We start from the raw sequence: 22,547 nt of genomic DNA, 5'->3' as shown, positions 1-22,547 counted from the left end.
CCTATTGCGACGCGGCGCGCGTGCAGGCGTCGGCGTATCGGCATGAAGCGGCGCTTCGGCTCGTCGCGCGCGGGCTCGAAATCGCGGATGCGGACAGCGACCGCGCCGCGCTCGAATGCCTGCGCGGCACGATCCTGCACGACGCGGGCGACATGACATCGGCGCTCGCGGCGTTCGAAACCGCGCTCGGCTTCGCCACGACCGACACGGCGCGCTGTCACGCGTGGATCGGGCGCGCGACGGTGAAGCGCGTCATCGACGATCTCGATGGCGCGTGGGCCGATCTGAATCGCGCCGCATCGGCCGCGACCGCGCAAGGACTGCTGCGCGAGGAAGCGCGCATCCATTTCCTGCGCGGCAACCTGTGTTTTCCGCGCGGCGATATCGAAGGCTGCGTGCGCGAACACGAACGCAGCCTCGCGCTCGCGCAGCAAGCGGGCGACGCGGAACTGGAGGCCGCCGCGCTCGGCGGAATCGGCGACGCGCAGTACATGCGCGGACGGATGATCAGCGCGAACGACGCCTTCAGCCGCTGCATCGAGCTGTGCCGGCGTCACGGATTCGGACGGATCGAAGTCGCCAATCTGCCGATGCACGCGATTACCGCATGGTTCGCGGGCGCGGCGAACGCGGGGCTCGATGCGGCGCTCGCGAGCGTGGCCGCGGCGGAGAAGGTCGGGCAGTTGCGGGCGCTCGCGGTTGCGCATCATGCGGCGTTTCACTGCCTGCACGATCTCGCGCAGTGGGATCGCGCGTGGGAGCATGTCGGCCCGGCGCTGCGCTGTGCGCGCGAACTGAAATCGAGGCGCTTCGAAGGCGAGGCGCTCGCGTTGCGCGCGGAATTGCATCGTGTTGCGGGACGCCGGCGCGACGCGCTCGACGATATCGAAGAGGCGCTGTCGATCAGCCGCGAGACCGGCATGACGTATCTGGGCGCCGCGTATCTCGGCGTGCTGGCGCGTTCGACGGACGACGTCGCGGTCTTCGACAGCGCGCTCGCGGAAGGCGAAGCTCTGCTCGCCAGCGGCGCGGTGAGCCACAACCACTTTCTCTTTCGGCGCGACGCGATAGACGCGTGCCTCGATCGCGGACTTCTGGACGCGGCCGCGCATCACGCTGCGGCGCTCGAAGATTACGCGCGACGCGAGCCATCGCCGTTTTCGGCATTCGTCGTGGCGCGGGCGCGCGCGCTCGTCGCGCATGGCAAGGGCGACCGGAAAGCGGCGTCGACGGATGCGCTACAGCGACTCGCGCAAGAGGGCAGGAAGCGCGGCTTGGTTTGCGCGGTCGCAGCAATCGATGACGCGCTGCGTCGATGAGGACGGCGATCATGTGGAACGAATGGACGCGTCGAATCAAGGTCTTCGTTCAACGCTTCTGGCAGCCGACGAGCGCATGCATGACGTGCATGCCCGGCAGCTGGGGCAATATCGCCAGCGCCGCGCACTGGATGGTGGCGTTCAAGACCGGGCTTCTGACCGGACTGCTCGCGCTGCTTCTGACCTTCACGCCCGCCGCGAAACTCTACGGAAACCGGTACGGCAATGCGGCGCTCGTCGGCGTGCTCACCGCGATCGGCGATGCGTATGCGCATCCGGGCCACTATCGTCTGCCTTACGTCGAGCATGTGCTGACGGGCGCCGTCTCCATGCTTCTCGCGCTGCTCGCTTCGTATCTGTTCGAGGACCGCGCGCGGCGCCTTCGGGTGGCGTGGCGACGCGTGTTCGGGTAGCCGGCGTCGTATGATCCGCGAGCAAGCCAATCTCGAATCAGGATCGCCAATGTCATCGAGCATCAACAAGCAGGACCTGGAAGCGATGTCGAGCTTCCGTTACGAGCTGCGCAAGTTCCTGCGCGTGTCGGAGGAAGTCTGCAACGCGGCCGGCATCACGACGCTTCAGTACCAGTTGCTTCTGCATGTACGCGGATTTCCCGAACGGCGCTGGGCCACCGTGGGCGAGCTCGCGGAGCGGCTGCAGGCCGCGCCGAACGGCACCGCGGCGCTGGTGTCGCGATGCGAGACGGCGGGACTCGTCACTCGCAAAACCGACAAGACCGATCGCCGTCAAGTGCAGGTTCACCTCACCGCGAAGGGCGAGCGGTGCCTGCTCAGGCTCGCTGCAGAACACAAGGCGCACTATGGATCGTTCGGCTGGGTGTTCGGTCCGCAGGAAGTGTGATGCAACTTTTATGTCACAATGTGCCTTAAATTTTAGGCGGCTTCCCCGATGCACATTCCTGGATTCATCGACCGGCGCACCATCCTGCGCGCGCGCAGACTGTGGCTGCATTACGGCGTGTTCTGGCTCGGCGCGATCGCGACCGGGCTCGTCGCGGTCATGTATGCACGGCTGATCGACTTCGGGTACGACGCTTTTCTGCGCGTCGTCGCCGTCTACTGGTGGTTGCCGCTGCTGCTCACGCCCGCGATCGGCGCGCTCGCTGTCTGGCTGACGCGCCGCTTCTTTCCCGGCTCCGAAGGCAGCGGCATTCCGCAGGTCATCGCCATGCTGCACGACAAGCGCGAGCTCGGGCCGCGCTTGCTCACGCTGCGCATTCTCGTCGGCAAGATCGCCATATCGTTTCTGTCGATTCTCGGCGGCTTCACCATCGGACGCGAAGGGCCGACCATCCATGTGGGCGCGGCGCTCATGTTCAGCTTGCGCCGCTTCTATCCCACACGCTTGCGCAACATGCGCGGCGGCGCGCTGGAACGCAATCTCGCGCTCGCGGGTGCGGCTGCGGGATTGTCGGCGGCGTTCAATGCGCCGCTCGCCGGCGTGGTGTTCGCCATCGAAGAGCTCACGCGCAGCTTCGAGCAGCGCACGAGCGGCGTGCTGATTACGGCGATCATCTTTGCCGGCATCGTTTCGCTCGCGCTGCAAGGCAACTACGTCTACTTCGGCACGATCGATCTCACCGGACACTTCCCCGAATCGCTCGCGCTCGCCGTCGTTTTGCTCGGCGTGGTGACGGGCATCGCGGGCGGCATCTTCTGCTGGCTGTTGCTCAACACGGAGCGCTGGATGCCGGGCCGTCTCGCGAGCTGGCGTCAGACGCATCCGGTGGCGTTCGGCGCGGCGTGCGGGCTCGTCATCGCGGTCATCGGCGTGGTGGCGGGCGGCCATACCTTCGGCAGCGGCTATGCGGAAGCGCGCGGCATGCTCGAAGGCCACACGGAAGTCGGCGCGAGCTATCCGTTGCTGAAAATGGCGTCGATGGTCGGGTCGTATCTGCCGGGCGCGCCGGGCGGACTTTTCGCGCCGTCGCTCGCGATCGGCGCGGGCATCGGCAATGCGCTGCATCTCGTGTTCGGCAACATGGAATTGCCGATGCTGATCGCGCTCGGCATGGTCGGCTATCTCGCCGCCGTCACGCAGAGTCCGATCACGGCGTTCGTGATCGTCATCGAGATGATCAACGGTCACGCGCTCGTGCTGTCGCTGATGGCCACCGCGCTGATTGCGAGCCAGGTGTCGAAGCTGTTCGCACCGCCGCTCTACGAAGCGCTCGCGCAGAAGTACATGGGCAAGTGACGCCGCGCGTCACGATGCGAGCTTGCGCGCGAGGCGGCGCATGCCGTCGAAGATCGTCTCGGCGACGTCCATCGGGAAATCGCGTGGCAAGCGTGCGGCCACTTCGTCGATGACGTGCGGCGTGCGCGCGCCGAGTTCATCGATCTTCGTTTCGACATCGTTCGCGGCGAGTCCCACGCGCCGCCCCTGCGCGATCCAGTGCCGCCGCTGAATCTCGCCGATCAGATAGTGCGCGTTCTTGCTGCGCACGGCCATCGCGAGGCGCACGCGTTGCGCGGCGAATTGATTGGCCCGCGTACCGATGACCGGATGCGCCGAGAGCACGTCATAAAGCGGCGTCGATTCATACCGGTTGCCGGGCAGATGCGCGATGCTGAAGTTCTTCGCGTGACCATCGGTGGCGGCGAGTATCCAGAAGATCATCTGCGTGCGAAAGAAGCGAAGACGGTCCTGTGCGGCGTGCGTCGATCCGGCGAGCACCTCCATGATCCGTTCGATGCCGGGACCGCCGTCCGACTCGTACTTGAGCAGCGCGGGCGTGCCGGTGGCCTGACACATGTCCTCTTGCGGCAGGCGCAGGATCCACGATTTGTCGCTCGACAGACGGCGATCGAAGCGCTCGACGACGAGCACCTTCTGATCGTCGAAGCGTTCCATTTCGCATCGCGCGATGGGCAGGCCGAACGCCGCGACGATCTTCGAGCAGAGCCATTCGTTCTCGACCGACGTACGCATGTCGGCGCGCATGTTGCCGACGAGCCCGAGCGGCAGCTTGAAGATATGCGTGGTCGGCGTGCTGCCTTCGGGCAGAAGCCAGCGCTTGCCGTGACGCAGAAGCGCGGTCTTTTCCTGCGCCCCGGCGATGGACAGGCGCAGGTCGTCGACCGTTTCGTGCTGACCGAGTTGTGGCGCCGATGTGGTCTCGCGTAACAGACGCGCGATCTGCGATGCGGTGAGCGCACGGCCTTTTATGGTGTCGAGATCGACGGGCGCTTCGCCGGGCGGCAGCATTTGAAGGGCGCCGACGCAATCGCGGCCCAACTGCGCGAGCAACTGGAACGGCGCCGTGCCGCCGGTGCGGAATCGCGTGGCGATGCGGCGGCGGATCGGCTCGCTATCGGGCAGGAGATTGTCGAAGAAGTCGGTGACGACTTGCCCGCGCCACGGCTGATTGCCCGGCGTGAAGGGCAGCGACAGCGATAGCGGACGGCCTTGAGGATCGGCGATCCAGTCGTCGCGATAGACGAGGCGTTCGCCGGCCGCGCCTGTTTCCCAATGCCCGACGGGCAGGCCGTTCATCCACAGGTCGAGTCGGCCGGATTGCGTGCGGCGCGCCATGATTACCAGTTCTCCCGTTTCTTCGAGGCCGCAGCGGCGGCCGTGGCGCGCTTGCGTGCGGGGCGCGCGGCGGTGGCCTTGGCCGCGATGGGCGGCGGCGGGTGTATCGGCGTGGCTTCGCTCGCCTTTTCCGCTCGCGTGAGCGCGAGTTCCACGTCGAGCACGCGTAGAACCTTGAAGAGACGTTCGACGCTCACTGCTGCCGGATTGGCTTCGAGTTGCGCGTACGTCTGCTGCGTAACGCCGAGACGCGCCGCGACCGCCGCTTGCGTAAGGCCCGCCGCCTTGCGAAAGCCGATCAGGATCGGCCTGAGCTGGCTCAGTGTTTTCAGCGAATAGTCCATCGCGTGCTCCTACAGGTTTTGATCTGTAAAGCCATTTTACAGCCTTTGATTTGTTAAGCGTGAAAACAGATCATAGCCTGTAAATCGATGCGTGCCCGTCGATGCCTCGTACTTTGGGTTTGTCCCAATGGCCTCGTCGTCAAGGTCTCAACTGATGCGCGAAATGGCGGGCGGGCGTCCCGGCCTCATCACGAAGACCGGGCTCGGCACGTTCGTCGATCCGCGTCAGCAGGGCGCGCGTCAGAGTCCGTCGACGGAAGAGATGCTCGTCGAGCTGATGCGTATCGACGGCGAGGAATGGCTGCGCTTCAAGCCGTTCCCGATCGATATCGCGTTCCTGCGCGGCACCACCGCCGACGAAGACGGCAACGTCACGATGGAACAGGAAGCCGTGCTCGGCGAAATGCTCGCGATGGCGCAGGCGACACGGCGCGCGCGCGGCATCGTCGTCGTGCAGGTGAAACGCATGGCGCGGCGCGGCACGCTGCCGCCCAAGCAAGTGAAGATCCCCGGCATTCTCGTGGACTTCGTCGTCGTCGAGCCGGAGCAGCGTCAGACTTACGCGACCGATTACGATCCGAGCTACGCCGGCGAATTGCGCGTGCCGCTTTCGGAGATTCGTCCGCTGCCGTTCGGCCCGCGCAAGGTAATCGTGCGGCGCGCGGCGATGGAGCTGTATCCGCATGCCGTGTGCAATCTCGGCGCAGGCATTTCGACGGGACTCTCGACCGTCGCCGCGGAAGAAGACCTGCTCGACTCGGTGATCCTCACCAACGAGCAAGGGCTGATCGGCGGTGCGCCCATCACAGGCCGCGATTCGGGCGGCGCGCAGAACTTCGCCGCGATGATCGAGCAGCCGTCGCAATTCGACTTCTACGATGGCGGCGGTCTCGATCTCGCGTTCCTCTCGTTCGCGGAAGTCGACGCGCACGGCAACGTGAACATCAGCCGCTTCGGCGACAAGATCGTCGGCGTCGGCGGGTTCATCAACATCAGCCAGAACGCGAAGCGCGTGATCTTCAGCGGCACGCTCACCGCGGGCGGGCTCGACGTGCAATGGGAGAACGGCAAGACGCGGATCCTGCAGGAAGGCAGGCATCGGAAGTTCGTGCGTTCGCTCGAACAGATCTGCTATAGCGCGCCGCTCGCGCACGAGCGCGGCAATTCCGCGTTGTTCATCACCGAGCGCGCGGTGTTTCGTGTCGGCGATAAAGGGCTGGAGTTGATCGAAGTCGCGCCGGGCATCGATATCGAACGCGATGTCTTCGCGCAGATGGATTTCGGTCCAGCCATCGCCACCGACGTGCACGAGATGGACGCGCGCATCTTCGCGCCGCAACTCATGGGCATCAAGGATGAAACGGTGGCCCGGGAACGTAGGCATCGTTCGCAACGCATCGCCGAGTGGTACGGGAGCCGCGCATGAGTGCCGCGTCGATCACGGGGCGCACGCGCTTGTACGGCATCATCGGCGATCCTATCGCGCAGGTGCGCTCGCCCGAAGTCTATACGCGCAAGTTCGCCGACGCGGGCATCGATGCGGTGCTCGTGCCGATGCACATCGAGGCAAGCGAGATCGATGCGGTTCTGCCCGCGCTGCTGCGCCTGAAGAACCTCGACGGCCTGCTCGTGACGTCGCCGTTCAAGACACGTGCGCTCGCCATCGCCGATGAAGTGCATTCGCGCGGACGGCGCATCGGCGCGGTGAACGCTTTGCGTCGCGATGACGAAGGCCGCTGGCACGCCGACATGTTCGACGGCGAAGGCTTCGTGCGCGGCCTGTTCGCGAAGGGCCACGACGTGAAAGCGAAGCGCGCGCTCGTGCTCGGATGCGGCGGCGCGGGCGCGGCCATCGCGGTATCGCTCGCGGATGCAGGCGTCGCGCACATCACGCTCTGCGATATCGATCGCGCGAAGTCTGCAACGACGTGTCCGAGCGCGCGTTCCAGCTCGAACACGGCGGTCAATGGGTGAAAGGCAAGATGGCGCCCACCTTCGGTCCGCTCGGTCCGTGGCTCGTCACGCCCGATGAACTCGGCGACGTGCAGAATCTGCCGCTGTGGCTCGAACTGAACGGCAAGCGCATCCAGAACTCATCGACGTCCGACATGATCTTTCCGATCAGCAAGCTCGTTTCGTACATCAGCCAGTTCGTCGTGCTCGAAGCGGGCGATGTCATCACGACGGGCACGCCGCCGGGCGTCGGCCTCGGCATGAAGCCCGAGCAATACCTGAAACCGGGCGACGTGATGAAGCTATCCGTCGAAGGGCTCGGCGTTCAGGAACAGACCGTCGCGCGCTGGGACGATCAGTAACGCCGCAACCCATGCGACGCAAAAACGGCGGACATACGCGTCCGCCGTTCGCTCACGCTTCGATCAGAAGCGGTGACGCAAGCCCACGGTCGCCGAGACCTGGCTGTTCGTCGACGATGCCGACAGTCCGTTGATCGCCGCCGTGATGCCCGAATCGCCCGTATCGCTCACGTGCTGATACACGCCTTGCAGATACACGTCGGTGCGCTTGGACAGCGCGTACGCCGTTTGCAGGCTGAACTGATTCCACTTCGGATCGACGCCTTCGAGATGGCCGTCGGTGAAGGTGTACGCGCCCGACACCGACCACGCGGGCGTCAGGTTGTAGCGGCCGTTCACTTCGTAGTTGGTGAAGCGCGCGCTGCCGCCATCGAGCGTGATGCCGTTGGTCGTGCCCGATGCCGATGCGCCGATGCCCGTCGCGCCGTCGAGTCGCGTCTGCGTGAAGACGAAGCCCGCTTGCGCCGCGCCGAACGTGTAGCTCAGGCCCGCGCCGAACGTGCGCTGACGGCTTGCGCTGAACGTGGCGTCATCGCTGACTGCGCCGCTCGAATTCAGCGTCGCGCCCGCGTTGTTCAGCTGCATGTAGCTCGCCGCTACGTTCAACGGACCGTAGTTGTACGATGCGCCCACGCTATACGCGCGATTCGTCGCGAAGCCGCCCGCATCGTTCGAGAAGCCATACAGGCCGCCGAACTTGAAGCCGCCGTAGTTCAGGCTCTGGTACTTCACGGAGTTGCTGACGCGGAACGAGTTGTCGAGGTTGTCGTTGTCGAACGGATGCGCGGCCTGCGTGCCGCCGTATTGCGTGCCCGTGAGTGCGAGCGGGCCGAGATAATCGACGACGGAATCGTACTGACGGCCGAGCGTGAGTGCGCCCGCGCGATCGCTCGACAGTCCGACGAACGCCTGACGGCCGAACTCGCGTCCGCCTTGGCCGAGCTTGCCGTTCATGATGCTGAAGCCGCTTTCGAGGGTGAAGATCGCCTTCAGGCCGCCGCCGAGATCTTCCGTTCCGCGCAGGCCCCAGCGGCTGCCGTTGACGGCGCCGCTCGTCGCCTGAACGTTATGCGCGCCGCCCTGATTGTTCGTGTAGGTGAGGCCCGCGTCGATGAGGCCGTAGAGCGTCACGCTGCTTTGCGCGTGCGCCGTGCCGGCGACGGTGCCGAGCGCGGCCAGCGCGCTCAGCGTGAATAGGGATTTCTTCACTGTGGTATCTCCAAGAGAGCTTGAGGTTCTTTCCGATCGATCGGTCGACGCATCGGACGGCGGATTAAATCACGGCACATGACGTGCTTTCGTTGGACGCGAGTTACCGAATGTTGTGTAACGCGTGCGCCTGCGGAGCACAGCGAAAGAGGAATCCCTTGAGCATCAATGCGTTCGCGTGCGCGCGATGCCGCAATGCGGCGCGAATCGGGATTACCTGCGGTAATGTCTTGTGCGAATCGGAAGGACGTTGTGGTCTGCGCGCGACATCCGCGTACTGAGTAAGATGGCTGAGTGTGTCCGGATTGACATCAAGTTCAGGTCCGGATTGATGGACAATCTCGTCTTGAGGCGCGACGCCGCCCGCTCTCGAACCGGTGCAACGAAGTGAACGAATCTCAACTGCTGCTCGTGGAAGACGACCCGGAAATCAGCGAATCGCTCGCGGATTATCTGCGCGGCAAGGGCTTTCGCGTGCAGGTCGCCGGAAGCGCGGAAGCCGGACACGAACTGCTCGCGCGCGGCGGCTTCGACCTCGTGCTGCTCGACGTGATGCTGCCCGGCGAAGACGGCCTGAGCTTCTGCCGTCGCGTGCGTGCATCGGGCGGGCCGCCCATCATCATGCTGACCGCGCTGTCCGAACCGACCGACAAGGTCGTCGGCCTCGAACTCGGCGCGGACGATTACGTGTCGAAGCCCTTCGATCTGCGCGAGCTGCTCGCGCGCATCCGCGTCGTGTTGCGCCGCGGCCAGACGAACGAGGCCGCCGCGCGCGCGCCGGCAAGCGAAATCGTGATGACGTTCTCCGGCTTCACGTTCTATCCGTACCGGCGCTTTCTACGCTCGCCCGCCGGCTTGCGCGTGCCGTTGACGGGCGCCGAAACCGACTTGCTGCTCGTGCTGTGCCAGCATCCGCGGCAAGTGCTATCGCGCGAAGAACTCATCCGTCTCACGCGCGGCAAAAACTTCCCGATCGCGACGCGCTCCGTCGATCTGCTCGTGAGCCGGCTGCGCCGCAAGCTCGCGGGCGACGATCCGCTCGATGATCCGATCCGAACCGTGCGCGCCGACGGTTACGCGTTCCAGCCCGAAGTGACCGCCCAGTGATGCGCCGCCTGATGCCGCGCGTTTTCGCGACCACGCTCGGGCAGATTCTCGCGATCGTCGCGGGCTCGTCGGCGGCGACGCTGTTGCTCTTCATCGTGTTGCTGTTCTATCCCGGCGCGCCGCCGAGCCCGCCGTGGCCGTGGCAGACGTCGTATCGCATCGTCGCGCTGGTGGACATGCTGAGCGCGACGCCCGACGCGGACCGCGTGCGCGTGCTGGCCGCCGCCGGTCGCGCGCGCATGACGGCGAAGCTCGTCGACGATGCCGTCATCTGCAAAGGCTCGACGCTCGACACCCACGATCTCGAAGCCGCGCTCAGAGCGGAACTGCACGCGGGCGCGGCGCTGACGGTGCGAACGTGCGATGCGCGTCAGCCGACGCAGAATCTTCAAGTGCTGATTCCCCTCGGCCAGCGCACGCTGGAGATTCGCACCGACCGCAACGAACGCGAGCCCGATCGCTTCACGATTCCGTTCTTCGGCGCGCTCGCGTTTCTGTGCGTGGGCGTCGCGGGATTGTCGGCGTGGGCGGTGTCGCGCGTGATTCGCCCGTTGCGGCGATTGTCCGAGAAAGCCGATGCGTTCGGCCGCGACATCACCGTTGCGCCGATCGATGAAGAAGGACCGCTCGAAATCCGCCGCGCCGCGCATGCGTTCAACCGCATGCAGGAACGCATCGCGCGCTCGATGCAAAGCCGCACGCGCATGCTCGCCGCGATCAGCCACGATCTGCGCACGCCGCTCACGCGCATGCGCCTGCAGCTCGACGCCGAGAAGAAAGAGATCGAGCGCGCCAAGCTGCTGCGCGACATCGATCTGATGCAGACAATGGTGAGTTCCGCCCTCGCATTCCTCACGAGCGATGCGGGCGCGGAGAAAAAAGAGTGGCTCGATCTCGGCGCGCTGCTCGGCACGCTATGCGACGAATACGCGGAGTCGGGCGCGGCGATCCGCTACGACGGGCCGGATCAGATTCCGTTCTTCTGCAAGCCGGATGCGATCCAGCGCGTTCTCACGAATCTCATCGACAACGCCATTCACTTCGGCACGGAGATCGTCGTGACGGCGGCGCTCGATGCAGGCAACGTGGTGATCGACGTGACCGACGACGGGCCGGGCATTCCCGCAGATCGCCTTCAGGACGTGATCGAGCCGTTCGTGCGCCTGGACCCGGCGCGCGCGCAGCGGCCCGGCAGCGTGGGCCTCGGGCTGTCGATCGTCGATGACATCGTGCGTTCGCACGGCGGCACGCTCGCGCTCATCAATCGCGAGCCTTCGGGCCTGATCGCGCGCGTGACGATGCCCGCATCGAACTGAACGTTCGCTCAGATTTCGAGCTTGTATCCGACGCCGTAGACCGAGACGATGATCTCGCCCTCGGGCCGGACGTCCTGCAGCTTGCGGCGCAGATTCTTGATGTGGCTGTCGATCGTGCGATCCGTCACCACGCGATGATCCGCGTAGACGTTATCGAGCAGAAACGAGCGCGGCAGTATTCGGCCCATCGACACATGCAGCAGATGCAGCAATCGGAATTCGATCGGCGTGAGGCGCAGTTCGTGGCCGTCGAGCGTCACGCGATGAAACTGCGGATCGATTTGCAGCGCACTGGCCGCCGCGCCGCTCGCGGTTGCGTTCGCGCCGCCCGCGCGACGCAAGATCGCCTTCACGCGCGCGACCACTTCACGCGGGCTGAACGGCTTGCACACGTAGTCGTCCGCGCCGGTTTCGAGTCCGAGCAGACGATCGATCTCGTCGATGCGCGCCGTCAGGATGATGACCGGCAGCTCCGAAAACGTCCGCAATTCGCGGCAGATATCGAGTCCGCCGCGGCCCGGCAACATCAGGTCGAGCAGCATCAGCGAAGGCGGCGTTTGACGCACGAACGGGATGACCTGCGCGCCATCGGCGAGCGTCGTCACGATGTAACCCGCGACGCGCAGATAGTCGGCGAGCACGGCGGCCAGCTTCGGCTCGTCCTCGACGATCAGGACATGGGCGGGAGAAGTTACGGGCATCGCTTACTCGCGGTGGGAAGGAAAGCGCGCGGTGATCGACACGCCGCCGTGCGCCGAATCGTCCGCGCGGATGCTGCCGCCATGCGCCGTGACGATCGCCTTGCATAGCGAGAGCCCGAGTCCCGCGCCGCCGCTTTGCCGGCTGCGCGATTCGTCGACGCGATAGAAACGGTCGAAGAGATGCGGCAGCGCGGACGTCGGCACGCCCGGCGACGAGTCCTGCACGTTGAGCGTCCAGTCGTCGGGTGCGCCCGCGAGCGCGACGCGCACGCGCCCGTTCGGATCCGTGTAGCGCAGGGAATTCTGCAGCAGGTTCTTCAGCAATTGCACGAAACGCGCGGCGTCGACATCGACATCGGCGGAGGCGAGCGCATCGCTGCATTCGACATCGATGGCGAGCCGCTTCGCGCGGAACGACTGACGCATCGCATCGACGGACGCGCGCGTGAGCGCGTTCACCTGCGCGGGCGCCTTGCGATAGCGCAGCATGCCGACATCGCTCAGCGACAGGTCGTACAGGTCTTCGATGAGCTTGTTCAGCGCCGCGACTTCCGTCTGCAGCGAGGCGAGCGATGCGGCATCGAATACATGCACGCCGTCTTCGATCGCTTCGAGTTCGCTGCGCAGCACGGCGAGCGGCGTGCGCAATTCGTGCGACACGTCCGCGATGAACTCGCGCCGGCAACGTTCCGCGCGCTCCAGCGAATCGGCGAGCGAGTTGAAGTCCGATGCGAGCTTGTCGAGCTCGTCGCGATTCTTCGCGGGCACGCGAATCGAATAGTCACCGCTCGCGAGCCGATGCGTCGCGGCCATCACGCGGCGCACCGGCACGAGCACGAGGCGCGCGAGCACCATCGCGACGACGGCGGCGAGTATCACGGCGACGCCGCCGATCTGCCAGGTCGCGCGCATCTGCTGCGCCTGAAACGCGATGTCGGCGGCGTCGGTGAGCGGCGTCGGCCCGGCGGTTGCGAGCCAGCCGACGATCTTGCCATGCACGCGCACGGGCGACGCGGGCGCATCCGGCGGCGGCGGCTCGTTGGTGGATGCGACGAGCGCGCGATCCGCATCGAACAGCGCGGCAGGCGGACGTTCCCGTCTATGCCCGCGCACGCGATCCGCCGATTCGATTTCGGGCGCTGTATTCAGCGAATCGCGCAGACGTGCGGATTCGGGCGGCGCGAAAGGCGACGGGTTCGGCAACGCGTTCGAAGGACGCATGCCCCAGTGCGGACCGTGCCACGGCTCGCCGAGCGGCCCGAGGATGCGCGCCACGCTCCCGCTGCCCGGAAAGCTGCGCCACGCGCTCGGCACGGTCGCGCGCATGTCTTCGATCTCGCGCCGCACGAACTGCTCCTGTGCGTCGTCGAGCAGCGCGAGCCATGCGTCGTCGTTGCCGCGCAGGAACGCCCAGTTGCCGTGCGCGGCGTACTCGCTCGCGACCTTCGCCATCACGGCGCGTTCGCGCCCCGCATCGCGTTCGCGCACGTAATGCAGAAAGCCGTTCTCGAAGCTGACGCGCACGGCGTAGCCCATCGTCAACGTGATGACGAGACACGCGACCAGCACGAGCAGAAAGATCTTCGAGGCGATGCCAAAACGAAACTTCAATGAGGAACCCTTCGCGTGGCAGGCGGATTGAATGACGGCCGATTCTAGTTGATGCGGCCTTCGTCACGCAGTTTCCTCGCGAATCTCCACGACTTCTCCATTTTTTCTCCATGCTGGATGCGGCATTGATCGCTAACGTCGCTGGCAATCTCAAGGGAAAACCACGGAGTTACGCCATGCCACGCACCGAACGAAAGGAGGCCGATATGAAGCGCCCGTCCTGGCCCGGACGAAGTTCCGCCGATGTAGCGCAGATCGCCGACGAACCCGCGACGAAACTGCGCGGCTGCCGCCTTTCCGCGCCGATCGTGCAGCCGTGGGGCGCGTCCTGCCGTGTCGTCGAATGGATCAACTTTCGCGGCGAACGCTCGTTCATCGCGGTGCATGTGAGCGCGACGGAACCGGAAATCCGCGAGCGCATGCGCCTGCACGCCAACGGCGAACGTCACGTCGCGCTCGATGCGGCCGCGCTCGGCCGTCCGAAGCTGCGGAGGGCGTAACGATGATCTCAGGTACGCACGAGCCGCATCGCATTGTCATCGTCGAGCCGGATGACGGCGTTCGGCAAAAACTGCGCGCATTTCTTTCGAGCTATTACCCGGCGATGCGAACGATCTCGAATGCAGAGACGCTCGCCGTCGAGATCGAGCACACGAAGCCTTCGCTGATCCTGCTCAGCAACGAACTGACCGACACGCCCACGGCAGCCGTGCTCTGCGATCTGCGCACGCTGCATCCGGATATCGCGGTGCTCGTCATCGGCGCGCCGCACGGCTGGATGGACGCCATCACCTGTCTCGATCTCGGCGCCGACGACTTCGTGCAAATGCCCTGCAACGAGCGCGAGATTCTTTCGCGGATGCGCAATCTGTTGCGTCATCGCGCGCGGCGTGCATTGCCGGTCACGCCCGGCGACGGCAAGCTGCGCCTCGGCGACTTCGTGCTCGATCCGGCGAAGCGCACGCTGAAGCGCAAGCGCGTGGCCATCGACGTACACGACAGGCTCATCGAACTGCTCGCATTGTTCGCGCGCAATCCGATGACGGTGATGTCGCGCCTGCGCCTCACCCGTCAGTTGAGCGAGCAGGGCTGTGCGCTGTCCGAGCGCTCGGTCGATGCGCTCGTGTGCCGTTTGCGACAGATCGTCGAGGACGATCCCGCAGAGCCGCGCCTCATTCAGACGATACGCGGGCGCGGCTACGCCTTCAGTCCGAATGGCGCGAAGCTCGGCGCGGTCATGCCCGCTCATGCGTAGATCGCCGAACCGGGACGGGCCGGACTGTTCGCCGGAGATTCACGTAAAGAGCCTTAAAACGCGGTGCCGATCTGAAACTGGAACTTCTGATACGTGTCTCCGCTGTGATGCACGATCGGGAAACCGAGGCTCAGCTTCAGCGGGCCGATCGGCGAAATCCATTCGAGGCCCATGCCGTAGCTGTAACGCAGGCCGTTCGATCCGGTGCTGTTGCCTTCGTCGCCCCAGACGTTGCCGCCATCGACGAAGGTGAACACGCGCAAGGTGCGGTCGTAGCCGGTGCCCGGCAACGGGAACGTCATCTCGATGTTGGCGACGACCATCTTCGAGCCGCCGATCGGATCGTTCGTCGTCTTGTCGCGCGGACCGAGCGAGCTCGACTCGTAGCCGCGCACGGAACCGATGCCGCCCGCGTAGTAATTCTTGAAGATCGGATACGACTTGCCACCCAGACCCGAGCCATAGCCCGCCTGAAGATTCACGCCGAACACGAAGCCGCGCGAGAACGAGTGGTAATACTGCGCGGTGAAATCGGTCTTGTAGTACTCGGTGTTGCCGAGCGGCGTGCCCACTTCCGCGTTGGCCTGCAAATAATAGCCGCGGCTCGGCACCAGCGCGCTGTCGCGATGGTCGCGCTTCCAGCTCGCCGTGAGCGGCACGTTGTTCACCACACGGCCGAACTCGCTCACGTAGTCCAGATACGATTGCGGCGTATCCGAATCGGTATTGAAGCGATCCTGCTCGACGCCCGCGCCGAAGTACACCATGTCCGATTCGGAGAACGGAATGCCGAACTTCGTGTCGACGCCCATGCTCACGATACGAAAGCTCGAATCGCTCGAATAGTAGAGCGGATACGTCGTCCGGTAATACGCATCGGTGATGCGCTGAATGCCGTCGACGGTGAAGTACGGGTCCGTCTGCGTGATGCTCAGCGTGCGATACGTCTTCGCCGTATTGACGTTCACGCCGAGACTCGTGCCCGAGCCGAACACGTTGTCCTGCGTGACGCCGGCGGACAGCACGACCTTGTCCGTCGATGAAAAGCCCGCGCCGAGCGTGATCGCCCCTGTCGGTTTCTCTGTCACTTTCATCTGCACGTCGACCTGATCCGGATCGCCTTCGATGGGCACGGTCGTCACATCGACATCGGTGAAATAGCCGAGACGGCTGATGCGGTCTTTCGAGAGCTTGAGCGCCTGACTGTCGAACCATGCGCTTTCGAACTGGCGCATTTCACGGCGCACGACTTCATCGCGCGTGCGCGTATTGCCGATCACTTCGAGGCGGCGCACATACACGCGCTTGCCCGGATCGACCTGCAACGTGAGCGCGACCGTGTGATGCGCCTGATCGATGTCCGGCTGCGCGTTCACGCTCGCGAAGGCGTAGCCGTATCCGCCGAGCCTGTCGACGAGCGTCTGCGTCACTTGCTGCAGCTTGTTAGCCGAGAACAGCTCGCCCGGCTCGATGCTCACGAGCCGCGCCAATTCCGCATCGCGCCCGAGCAGATTGCCCGCGAGCTTCACGCTCGTGATGGTGTAAGGCTTGCCTTCGTGCAGCATGATCGTCAGATACATGTCCTTCTTGTCGGGCGAGATCGAAACCTGCGTCGATTCCACGCTGAATTCGAGGTAGCCGCGATCGAGATAGAACGAGCGCAGGTTTTGCAGATCGCCGGTGAGCTTCTCCTTCTGATAAAGATCGTTCTTCGTGTACCAGGAAAACCAGTTGGGCGTGGAGAGCTGCATCTCGTCGTGCAGCGTCTTTTCATCGAACGCGGTGTTGCCGAGAAAATTGATCTGCCTGATCTTCGCGCTCGGTCCTTCGGCGACCGAGAAAAGCAGTTGCACGCGGCCGCGATCGAGCGGCGTCACCGTGGTCGTGACTTCGGCGGCGTAAAAGCCGCGCATCAGATATTGGCGCTTGAGTTCCTGTTCCGCGCGGTTCGCGAGCGCCTTGTTGTAGGTCTGACCCGGCGCGAGTCCGACCGATTTCAACGCCTTCGACAAATTGTCCTTGTCGAATTCATGCACGCCCGCGAACTGAACGCCGGCGATGGCCGCCGCTTCGACGACGCGCACGACGAGCACGTCGCCTTCGGTCGACACGCTCACGTCGGTGAAGAGGCCGGTGTCGTAGAGCGCGCGGATCGCATCGGTGGCTCCCGTCTCGGTGAAGGTGTCGCCGCGCCGTATCTTGAGATTGGCGAAGACCGTCGACGGATCGACGCGGCTCACGCCTTCCACGCGAATGTCGCGCACGATGAAGCTGCTGCCGGCATGCGCGTGCGCGCTGACGAGGGCGCCCGCCGCGACTGCGAGCGAGCGATAGATGTGATGCTTCATGCGGGAACCGGGAAAAGTGGAGAGAGCGGCGCGGGCTTACTGGATCGGTGCATCGCCGATGGCGGGCAGGGACTGGCCGGTCGCCGCGCCGATGACTTCATGGATCTGCAGCGCGCTTTCGCGGCGTATGCGAAAGGAGAGCTGCGCGCCGCCCTGAAGGACGAAGGAGAGAATCAGCGCGCCGGTGCCATCCGCATCGAGCGCGACTTCCCAGCCTGCGCAATGCATCGTGAATTTGGCCGCGCGATTTTTCTTGCGGATTCTTTCCGAGCACGCGATGGCGTGCGCGAGCGCGGCGATCAACTCGTGCATGACGGAGCAATGCAATGCGACCGACGAGCCCGAGCGCGCGTCGACGACGAGATAGCCGCCGTCTTCGCTAAGCCGGAAGCTCGCGAGCGAATCGATGGTGAGAGCCGGGCGCATGTGCGTTCGAAGCGGGTTATCGAAAGCGCACAGTCTATGAAGGCACGACGCGCATTGGGTTACGCGCCTCTTACCGGATGTTGCCCGGGATGCGGCCAAGAAAGCGGCGCATTCAATCGAATGCTTTCCTATAACCACATCATGAAATGCGCGTGATTTTTTAGGCGCCGCGGTCCGATATTTGCTCGATAAGGGCTAAGCTATCCGAATGCCTGATTTACATCGCATGTCTGGAAAAACGTGCATTGCGTGGCCGTCGAAAGCGGCGCGGCAAGGCAGCGCTCGAACGGTCGGGCGTTTCTCCGGGCGTTCGGACCTTGCATCAGCAGATGTGCTTTTAAACGAAGGACATCATGTACTCCATGAGCGGTTTTTTTGTCGAGATCATTCCAGAACACGTACCGGATGATGGCTGGACCGCGATCGCACAGTTCTCGCGCCAGCGAGATTATCGAAAGCACGACGAAGTGCCCAAAGCGACCTTTCCGACCAACGTCGCGTATGGAACACGGAGCGCCGCCGAGCGCGCCGCCACGCAATGGGCACGCGAATTCGTCACGTCTTCGAGCGAAGTTCTCGAATCGTCTTTGCGGCTGGAAGAGGCGGCGCGCAAGGCTCATTGAAGGCAATTGCCTGCAAACGTACTGGGTCGAGTCTTTTCGATCTCAATCCACTACGACAAGATGGATAGGCAGACTCTCTCGAGGATCGACCTCACGCTCACGCAATTCGAGCGTAGAGTTTCCGAACAGGAATAGCGTCAGATTCGTCTACGACAGATCGGTTGCAATGGTAAAGAGTGCATGGCATTGCTTCACGAATTGCAAAACAGCCTGAGATGCCTCCGGCGATATCGATTCGCTGTCGGACAAGACTTCGGGCGCCCCGATGATGACGTGGGTTCATGCTGGATTCAGGCCCCTTGACGCTTCCCATTCGGTCCGTCATTGCGGTCCCGGGCGCACGGGTTGCTGATCGACACACCAGTGCTGACCACTCCCTGTTGCAGGAAGAACGCCATGAATCGCAAATTACGATCGGGAATGATCCACACGCTCGCGTGCGTCTCGCTGTCGGGCGTCACGCTCGCAAACGCCCAGCAAAACGGTGCGCCGCCAGGCCATTCCACATCGGGAAACCAGGCATCCGGGAAATCCGCGGGTGTCGCCGGCGGCGCGGGCGCCGCGGGCCAGTCGGGCACGGACCCGGCCACGCTTAGCCGCATGGAAGAAGAGCGCGTGCAGAAGAACAACGCGCAATCCGCGACGAAGGGCGCATCGAGTCCCGGCGCGGGCAAGCGCAAGGACTGGAAGGAGTGACGGCCCGCGTAACGGAGGATCAGGAGCGCGCGCGCGTGCGCAGGCGCATCGGCGCCGATCTGTGGCGCGCGGTGTGGGCCTGGCGCTATCAGACCGCCGCGGCGGTCGCGCTGATGATCGGCGCGCGGCTCGCGGTGGTCGGCGTGCCGCTGATGCTCAAGCGCGTCATCGACGAGTTCAGCCATCCCGCATCGAGCGTCGTCTTTCCGGTCTTTCTCGTCCTCGCCTACGTGCTGCTGCGCTATCTCGGCGATGTGCTCAACGAAGCGCGCGACGTCGTCTTCAGCATCGTCACGCAGCGCACGGTCGCGTCGTTCACCGAGCGCACGTTCGCGCATCTTCATGCGCTCGGCGCGCGCTTTCATGCGCGGCGCGAAACCGGCGCGGTCGTGCGCGACGTGCAGAAGGGCGCGGACGGCATCGGCTTTTTGCTCGGCACATCGCTCTTCACGATCGTGCCGGTGATGATCGAGATCGGCACGATCGTCGCGGTCATGGTGCACGCGTATTCGCTGGAATTCATGGCGATCATCGGCGCGACGTTCGTGCTGTATTCGGTGTGGACGGTCATCTTCACGCGCTTTCGCATGCGCTTCCAGCGCGCGGTGAACGGCCTCGAAGCACAATCGGACGGCCGTCTCGTCGACAGCCTGCTCAACTACGAAACGGTGAAGTTCTTCGCGAGCGAAAGCATCGAAACGCGGCGTCTTTCGAGCGTGCTGGAGCAGTGGGTGCATGCGCGCATCGCCAATCAGCGCGCGCTCACGCTGCTGCATGTCGGGCAGAGCACGATCATCACGATCGGCATTGCGGCGGTGATGTTGCGCGCGGCGCAACACGTCGTCGCGGGCACGATGAGCGTGGGCGATCTCGTGCTCGTCAACGCGTATATCGTGCAGGTGTGCAATCCGCTCAACACGCTCGGCTTCGTGTTTCGCGAGACCAACGACGCGATGGTCAACGTCGAGCGCATGTTCAACATTCTGCTGTCGCGCGGCCGCGTGCGCGAGGATGTCGATGAAGCGCACGCGAAGCCGCTCGTCGTGACGGCGGGCGAGATCGAGTTCGATCATGTCGAGTTCGGCTACGATCCGGCGCGGCAGATTCTGCGCGATGTCGATTTTCGCGCGCATCCGGGCAAGAAGCTCGCGGTCGTCGGCGGCAGCGGATCGGGCAAGTCGACGCTCGTGAAGCTGCTGTTCAGGCTCTACGAGCCGACGGCGGGCGCGATACGCATCGACGGTCAGGACATCTCGCAGGTCACGCAGAACAGCCTGCGCGCGACCATCGGCATCGTGCCGCAGGACACCGTGCTCTTCAACGACACGATCGCCTACAACATCGGCTATGGGCGTCCCGGCGCGACGCGCGCGGACATCGCGCGGGCGGCCCGCGCGGCGCAACTCGACGGCTTCATCGAGCGTCTGCCGGACGACTACGAGACGCGCGTCGGCGAGCGCGGCGTGCGGCTCTCCGGCGGCGAGCGTCAGCGCATCGCGATTGCGCGGGCGATACTCAAGAATCCGCGCATCATCGTGTTCGACGAAGCGACGTCCGCGCTCGATACGCGCTCCGAACGCGCGATCCAGAACGAGCTCGACAGGCTCGCGGAGGGCCGCACGTCGATCGTCATCGCGCACCGGCTGTCCACTGTCGTCGATGCCGACTGGATTCTCGTGATGGAGCATGGACGCATCGTCGAGCAGGGACAGCACGACGAACTGCTCGCGCGCGATGGCGTGTACGCGCGCATGTGGTCGCTGCAATGGCAGCAGGGCGAGCTGAAGCACGCGCAACGCAAGGTGTCCGCGACGGCGCTCGGACTGGATGCGCTCGTCGCAGGCGTGGTCGATGCGCTGCACGACGAGATCGTCACGCGCGGCGTGAATCTCTACACGGTCATCAGCGATCCGGGTTTGCGCGTCTCGGGCGATGCCAGCGTGCTGCAGCAGATCGTGGCCGATCTGTGCCGTTCGCACATGAGCTCGGCGGCGCGCGGCGAGCGCATCGAACTGCGCGTGTTTCGCGAAGACAATCACGCGAATCTCACGGTGATCGGTCAGCGCGCGAGTCCCGCCGATCTGTCTTCGCAGCAGATGCGGCGGCTCGAATCCGCATTGAACGAAATGGGCGGCGGCTTCACGGTGCGCTATATCGACGAGCATGTCGCGTATGTCGCGACGATGCCGCTGCGTCCCGTGCTCGACGATCCGCAAGCGTCCGAAGCCACGCATGACGATGCATTGGCCGGCATCACCGTGATGGTGCTCGACGATCAGGAAGACGCGCGCGATGCGCTCGAAGCCGTGCTCGAATCGGTGGGCGCGCGCGTCATGTCTTGCGCATCGGGCGATGAAGCGCTTGCGCGTCTGCGCGAACTGCCCGGCGCGCAGTGGCCGGACGCGCTTCTGTGCGACATCGTGCTAGGCGGCGAACAGAACGGCTACGACGTGCTGCGACTCATTCGCGAGGAAGAGTCGCGCCGCGGCGCGTCGCTGTCCGAACGCATGCCCGCGATCGCGCTGACGGGACACACGCAGGCGGATGCACGTTCGCGCGCACAGGCCGCGGGCTTTCAGGCGCATCTGACGAAGCCGGTCGCCGCGCCGAAGCTGATCGCGACGATCGGCGACGTGACGGCGCGCACATCGCTTCGATGAGGGCGGCGCGAGCGCGCGTTCGAATGTGACCGATGCAATGCTGCGCCGTTGAACGGAAGCATCAACCTGACGTGGCGATATTGAGCGCGTGACGCCCCTGCATCGCCTCGATGACGCCACGGAAATGCTGCGCCGTGCGACGCAGGCCTTCGTCGAGCGGCGTCGTCGGTGTCCAGCCGAGGGCATCGCGTGCGAGCGCGATATCCGGCTGACGATGCCACGGATCGTCCATCGGCAAAGGCTTGAACACGATCTCCGATGACGATCCCGTCAATTCGATGATGCGCCGCGCGATCTCGAGCATCGAAAGCTCGTGCGGATTGCCGAGATTGACGGGTCCGGTGAGTTCATCGGGCGTGTCCATCAGGCGGATGAATGCGTCGACCATATCGTCGACATAGCAGAAGGAGCGCGTCTGCGAGCCTTCGCCGTACACGGTGATCGGCTCGCCCGAGAGCGCCTGCATCATGAAGTTGGAGATCACGCGTCCGTCCGACGGATGCATGCGCGGCCCGTACGTGTTGAAGATGCGCGCGATCTTGATCGACAGTCCGTGCTGCCGCCGATAATCCATGAAGAGCGTTTCGGCGCAGCGCTTGCCTTCGTCGTAACACGAGCGCGGACCGATCGGATTCACGTTGCCCCAGTACGCTTCCTGTTGCGGATGCACATGCGCGTCGCCATACACTTCGCTCGTCGATGCCTGGAAGATGCGCGCATGCACGCGCTTCGCAAGCCCGAGCATGTTGATCGCGCCGTGCACGCTGGTCTTCGTCGTCTGCACCGGATCGTGCTGGTAATGAATCGGCGAAGCGGGGCAGGCGAGGTTGTAAATCTCGTCCACTTCGACGTAAAGCGGAAATGTCACATCGTGCCGCATCAGTTCGAAATTCGGGCTGTCGAGCAGATGCGCGATGTTGTCCTTCGTGCCGGTGTAGAAGTTATCGACACACAGCACATCGTGCCCGAGCGCGAGCAGCCGCTCGCACAGATGCGAGCCGAGAAAGCCCGCGCCGCCCGTCACCAGAATTCGCTTTCTATAGGCTTCTCTCATGTCGCCTT

General features: G+C 64.5%; 21 protein-coding genes and 1 pseudogene. 14 read left to right on the top strand and 8 right to left on the bottom strand.

Going from position 1 to position 22,547, the window contains the following annotated elements; translation table 11 throughout:
* From BG60_RS09355 to BG60_RS09340, 4 genes are all read left to right on the top strand, one after another.
* The coding region (locus BG60_RS09355) for a tetratricopeptide repeat protein (RefSeq protein ID WP_034471141.1) at positions 1 to 1,319 on the top strand (1,319 nt) is incomplete at its 5' end.
* Positions 1,320 to 1,330: 11 nt separating this feature from the next.
* Positions 1,331 to 1,732: a hypothetical protein gene (locus BG60_RS09350; protein ID WP_008345340.1), complete on the top strand. Its 402-nt coding sequence runs from the start codon at positions 1,331 to 1,333 to the stop codon at positions 1,730 to 1,732.
* 49 nt (positions 1,733 to 1,781) lie between these two features.
* The gene (locus BG60_RS09345; protein WP_008345341.1) at positions 1,782 to 2,180 is read left to right on the top strand and encodes a MarR family winged helix-turn-helix transcriptional regulator; all 399 of its coding nucleotides are present in this window, start codon (positions 1,782 to 1,784) and stop codon (positions 2,178 to 2,180) included.
* A 48-nt stretch (positions 2,181 to 2,228) separates the two neighbouring features.
* On the top strand, positions 2,229 to 3,536 hold the full coding sequence (locus BG60_RS09340; RefSeq protein WP_008345342.1) for a chloride channel protein: 1,308 nt from the start codon (positions 2,229 to 2,231) through the stop codon (positions 3,534 to 3,536).
* Between the two features lie 9 nt (positions 3,537 to 3,545).
* Here the strand turns inward: BG60_RS09340 and BG60_RS09335 are convergent, their stop codons facing one another.
* Positions 3,546 to 4,877, bottom strand: coding sequence for a type II toxin-antitoxin system HipA family toxin (locus BG60_RS09335; RefSeq protein WP_033535671.1), 1,332 nt, complete (start codon positions 4,875 to 4,877; stop codon positions 3,546 to 3,548).
* Positions 4,877 to 5,218, bottom strand: a complete 342-nt coding sequence (locus tag BG60_RS09330) for a helix-turn-helix transcriptional regulator (RefSeq protein ID WP_008345344.1) — start codon at positions 5,216 to 5,218, stop codon at positions 4,877 to 4,879. The genes BG60_RS09335 and BG60_RS09330 overlap by 1 nt, the downstream gene beginning before the upstream one ends.
* A gap of 154 nt (positions 5,219 to 5,372) precedes the next feature.
* Here BG60_RS09330 and BG60_RS09325 point away from each other — a divergent pair, with 154 nt between their 5' ends.
* The 3 genes and pseudogenes from BG60_RS09325 to BG60_RS09315 all read left to right on the top strand — a co-directional run.
* Positions 5,373 to 6,644 (top strand): acyl CoA:acetate/3-ketoacid CoA transferase, encoded by a 1,272-nt coding sequence (locus BG60_RS09325; protein WP_008345345.1) that lies wholly within the window; start codon positions 5,373 to 5,375, stop codon positions 6,642 to 6,644.
* A complete protein-coding gene (locus BG60_RS09320; protein ID WP_008345346.1) occupies positions 6,641 to 7,192 on the top strand; it encodes a shikimate dehydrogenase family protein in 552 nt (183 codons plus the stop codon). Before BG60_RS09325 ends, BG60_RS09320 begins: the two co-directional genes overlap by 4 nt.
* Positions 7,135 to 7,533, top strand: a pseudogene (locus BG60_RS09315) (fumarylacetoacetate hydrolase family protein); the annotation flags it as partial. The gene BG60_RS09320 and the pseudogene BG60_RS09315, both read left to right, overlap by 58 nt.
* 63 nt (positions 7,534 to 7,596) lie before the next feature.
* Here BG60_RS09315 and BG60_RS09310 read toward each other — a convergent pair.
* Entirely contained in the window at positions 7,597 to 8,742 is a 1,146-nt protein-coding gene (locus BG60_RS09310; RefSeq protein WP_008345348.1) for a porin, read from the bottom strand.
* 387 nt (positions 8,743 to 9,129) lie between these two features.
* Between BG60_RS09310 and BG60_RS09305 the strand changes: the two genes are divergently transcribed.
* Positions 9,130 to 9,849, top strand: coding sequence for a response regulator (locus BG60_RS09305; protein ID WP_008345349.1), 720 nt, complete (start codon positions 9,130 to 9,132; stop codon positions 9,847 to 9,849).
* A gap of 11 nt (positions 9,850 to 9,860) precedes the next feature.
* A complete protein-coding gene (locus BG60_RS09300; RefSeq protein WP_034471160.1) occupies positions 9,861 to 11,165 on the top strand; it encodes an ATP-binding protein in 1,305 nt (434 codons plus the stop codon).
* A gap of 8 nt (positions 11,166 to 11,173) precedes the next feature.
* On the opposite strand, the gene BG60_RS09295 is transcribed toward BG60_RS09300, so the two are convergent.
* Together BG60_RS09295 and BG60_RS09290 are read right to left on the bottom strand one after the other, a co-directional pair.
* Positions 11,174 to 11,866 carry a response regulator gene (locus BG60_RS09295; protein WP_008345351.1) on the bottom strand — a complete coding sequence of 231 codons (693 nt, stop codon included), beginning with the start codon at positions 11,864 to 11,866 and terminating at the stop codon, positions 11,174 to 11,176.
* Positions 11,867 to 11,869: 3 nt separating this feature from the next.
* Entirely contained in the window at positions 11,870 to 13,477 is a 1,608-nt protein-coding gene (locus BG60_RS09290; protein ID WP_008345352.1) for an ATP-binding protein, read from the bottom strand.
* Positions 13,478 to 13,683: 206 nt separating this feature from the next.
* Here BG60_RS09290 and BG60_RS09285 point away from each other — a divergent pair, with 206 nt between their 5' ends.
* A complete protein-coding gene (locus BG60_RS09285) occupies positions 13,684 to 13,977 on the top strand; it encodes a DUF2866 domain-containing protein (protein ID WP_051078953.1) in 294 nt (97 codons plus the stop codon).
* 2 nt (positions 13,978 to 13,979) lie between these two features.
* The gene (locus tag BG60_RS09280; RefSeq protein WP_008345354.1) at positions 13,980 to 14,732 is read left to right on the top strand and encodes a winged helix-turn-helix domain-containing protein; all 753 of its coding nucleotides are present in this window, start codon (positions 13,980 to 13,982) and stop codon (positions 14,730 to 14,732) included.
* Positions 14,733 to 14,785: 53 nt separating this feature from the next.
* Here BG60_RS09280 and bamA read toward each other — a convergent pair whose 3' ends face one another.
* Together bamA and BG60_RS09270 are read right to left on the bottom strand one after the other, a co-directional pair.
* A complete protein-coding gene (gene bamA / locus BG60_RS09275) occupies positions 14,786 to 17,080 on the bottom strand; it encodes an outer membrane protein assembly factor BamA (RefSeq protein WP_034471139.1) in 2,295 nt (764 codons plus the stop codon).
* Between the two features lie 36 nt (positions 17,081 to 17,116).
* Positions 17,117 to 17,506, bottom strand: a complete 390-nt coding sequence (locus BG60_RS09270; RefSeq protein ID WP_008345356.1) for a hypothetical protein — start codon at positions 17,504 to 17,506, stop codon at positions 17,117 to 17,119.
* 353 nt (positions 17,507 to 17,859) lie between these two features.
* Between BG60_RS09270 and BG60_RS09265 the strand changes: the two genes are divergently transcribed.
* The 3 genes from BG60_RS09265 (at position 17,860) to BG60_RS09255 (ending at position 21,485) form a co-directional block, all read left to right on the top strand.
* Positions 17,860 to 18,129, top strand: coding sequence for a hypothetical protein (locus BG60_RS09265; protein ID WP_008345357.1), 270 nt, complete (start codon positions 17,860 to 17,862; stop codon positions 18,127 to 18,129).
* 396 nt (positions 18,130 to 18,525) lie between these two features.
* Entirely contained in the window at positions 18,526 to 18,825 is a 300-nt protein-coding gene (locus BG60_RS09260) for a hypothetical protein (RefSeq protein WP_008345358.1), read from the top strand.
* Positions 18,822 to 21,485 carry an ATP-binding cassette domain-containing protein gene (locus BG60_RS09255; RefSeq protein ID WP_008345359.1) on the top strand — a complete coding sequence of 888 codons (2,664 nt, stop codon included), beginning with the start codon at positions 18,822 to 18,824 and terminating at the stop codon, positions 21,483 to 21,485. Before BG60_RS09260 ends, BG60_RS09255 begins: the two co-directional genes overlap by 4 nt.
* Before the next feature lie 61 nt (positions 21,486 to 21,546).
* Here BG60_RS09255 and BG60_RS09250 read toward each other — a convergent pair whose 3' ends face one another.
* The gene (locus BG60_RS09250; protein ID WP_033535669.1) at positions 21,547 to 22,539 is read right to left on the bottom strand and encodes a UDP-glucuronic acid decarboxylase family protein; all 993 of its coding nucleotides are present in this window, start codon (positions 22,537 to 22,539) and stop codon (positions 21,547 to 21,549) included.
* Positions 22,540 to 22,547: the final 8 nt, after the last annotated feature.

The organism is Caballeronia zhejiangensis (assembly GCF_000698575.1).
Taxonomy (GTDB): domain Bacteria; phylum Pseudomonadota; class Gammaproteobacteria; order Burkholderiales; family Burkholderiaceae; genus Caballeronia; species Caballeronia zhejiangensis.
Note: the sequence above shows the minus strand (reverse complement) of the source record. Positions and strands in the feature narration are given on the sequence as shown.

Coding starts and splice junctions, on each gene's coding strand:
- BG60_RS09350 (WP_008345340.1), top strand. CDS start 1,331: ATGTGGAACGAATGGACGCGTCGAATCAAGGTCTTCGTTCAACGCTTC.
- BG60_RS09345 (WP_008345341.1), top strand. CDS start 1,782: ATGTCATCGAGCATCAACAAGCAGGACCTGGAAGCGATGTCGAGCTTC.
- BG60_RS09340 (WP_008345342.1), top strand. CDS start 2,229: ATGCACATTCCTGGATTCATCGACCGGCGCACCATCCTGCGCGCGCGC.
- BG60_RS09330 (WP_008345344.1), bottom strand. CDS start 5,218: ATGGACTATTCGCTGAAAACACTGAGCCAGCTCAGGCCGATCCTGATC.
- BG60_RS09325 (WP_008345345.1), top strand. CDS start 5,373: ATGCGCGAAATGGCGGGCGGGCGTCCCGGCCTCATCACGAAGACCGGG.
- BG60_RS09320 (WP_008345346.1), top strand. CDS start 6,641: ATGAGTGCCGCGTCGATCACGGGGCGCACGCGCTTGTACGGCATCATC.
- BG60_RS09300 (WP_034471160.1), top strand. CDS start 9,861: ATGCCGCGCGTTTTCGCGACCACGCTCGGGCAGATTCTCGCGATCGTC.
- BG60_RS09295 (WP_008345351.1), bottom strand. CDS start 11,866: ATGCCCGTAACTTCTCCCGCCCATGTCCTGATCGTCGAGGACGAGCCG.
- BG60_RS09285 (WP_051078953.1), top strand. CDS start 13,684: ATGAAGCGCCCGTCCTGGCCCGGACGAAGTTCCGCCGATGTAGCGCAG.
- BG60_RS09280 (WP_008345354.1), top strand. CDS start 13,980: ATGATCTCAGGTACGCACGAGCCGCATCGCATTGTCATCGTCGAGCCG.
- bamA (WP_034471139.1), bottom strand. CDS start 17,080: ATGAAGCATCACATCTATCGCTCGCTCGCAGTCGCGGCGGGCGCCCTC.
- BG60_RS09270 (WP_008345356.1), bottom strand. CDS start 17,506: ATGCGCCCGGCTCTCACCATCGATTCGCTCGCGAGCTTCCGGCTTAGC.
- BG60_RS09265 (WP_008345357.1), top strand. CDS start 17,860: ATGTACTCCATGAGCGGTTTTTTTGTCGAGATCATTCCAGAACACGTA.
- BG60_RS09260 (WP_008345358.1), top strand. CDS start 18,526: ATGAATCGCAAATTACGATCGGGAATGATCCACACGCTCGCGTGCGTC.
- BG60_RS09250 (WP_033535669.1), bottom strand. CDS start 22,539: ATGAGAGAAGCCTATAGAAAGCGAATTCTGGTGACGGGCGGCGCGGGC.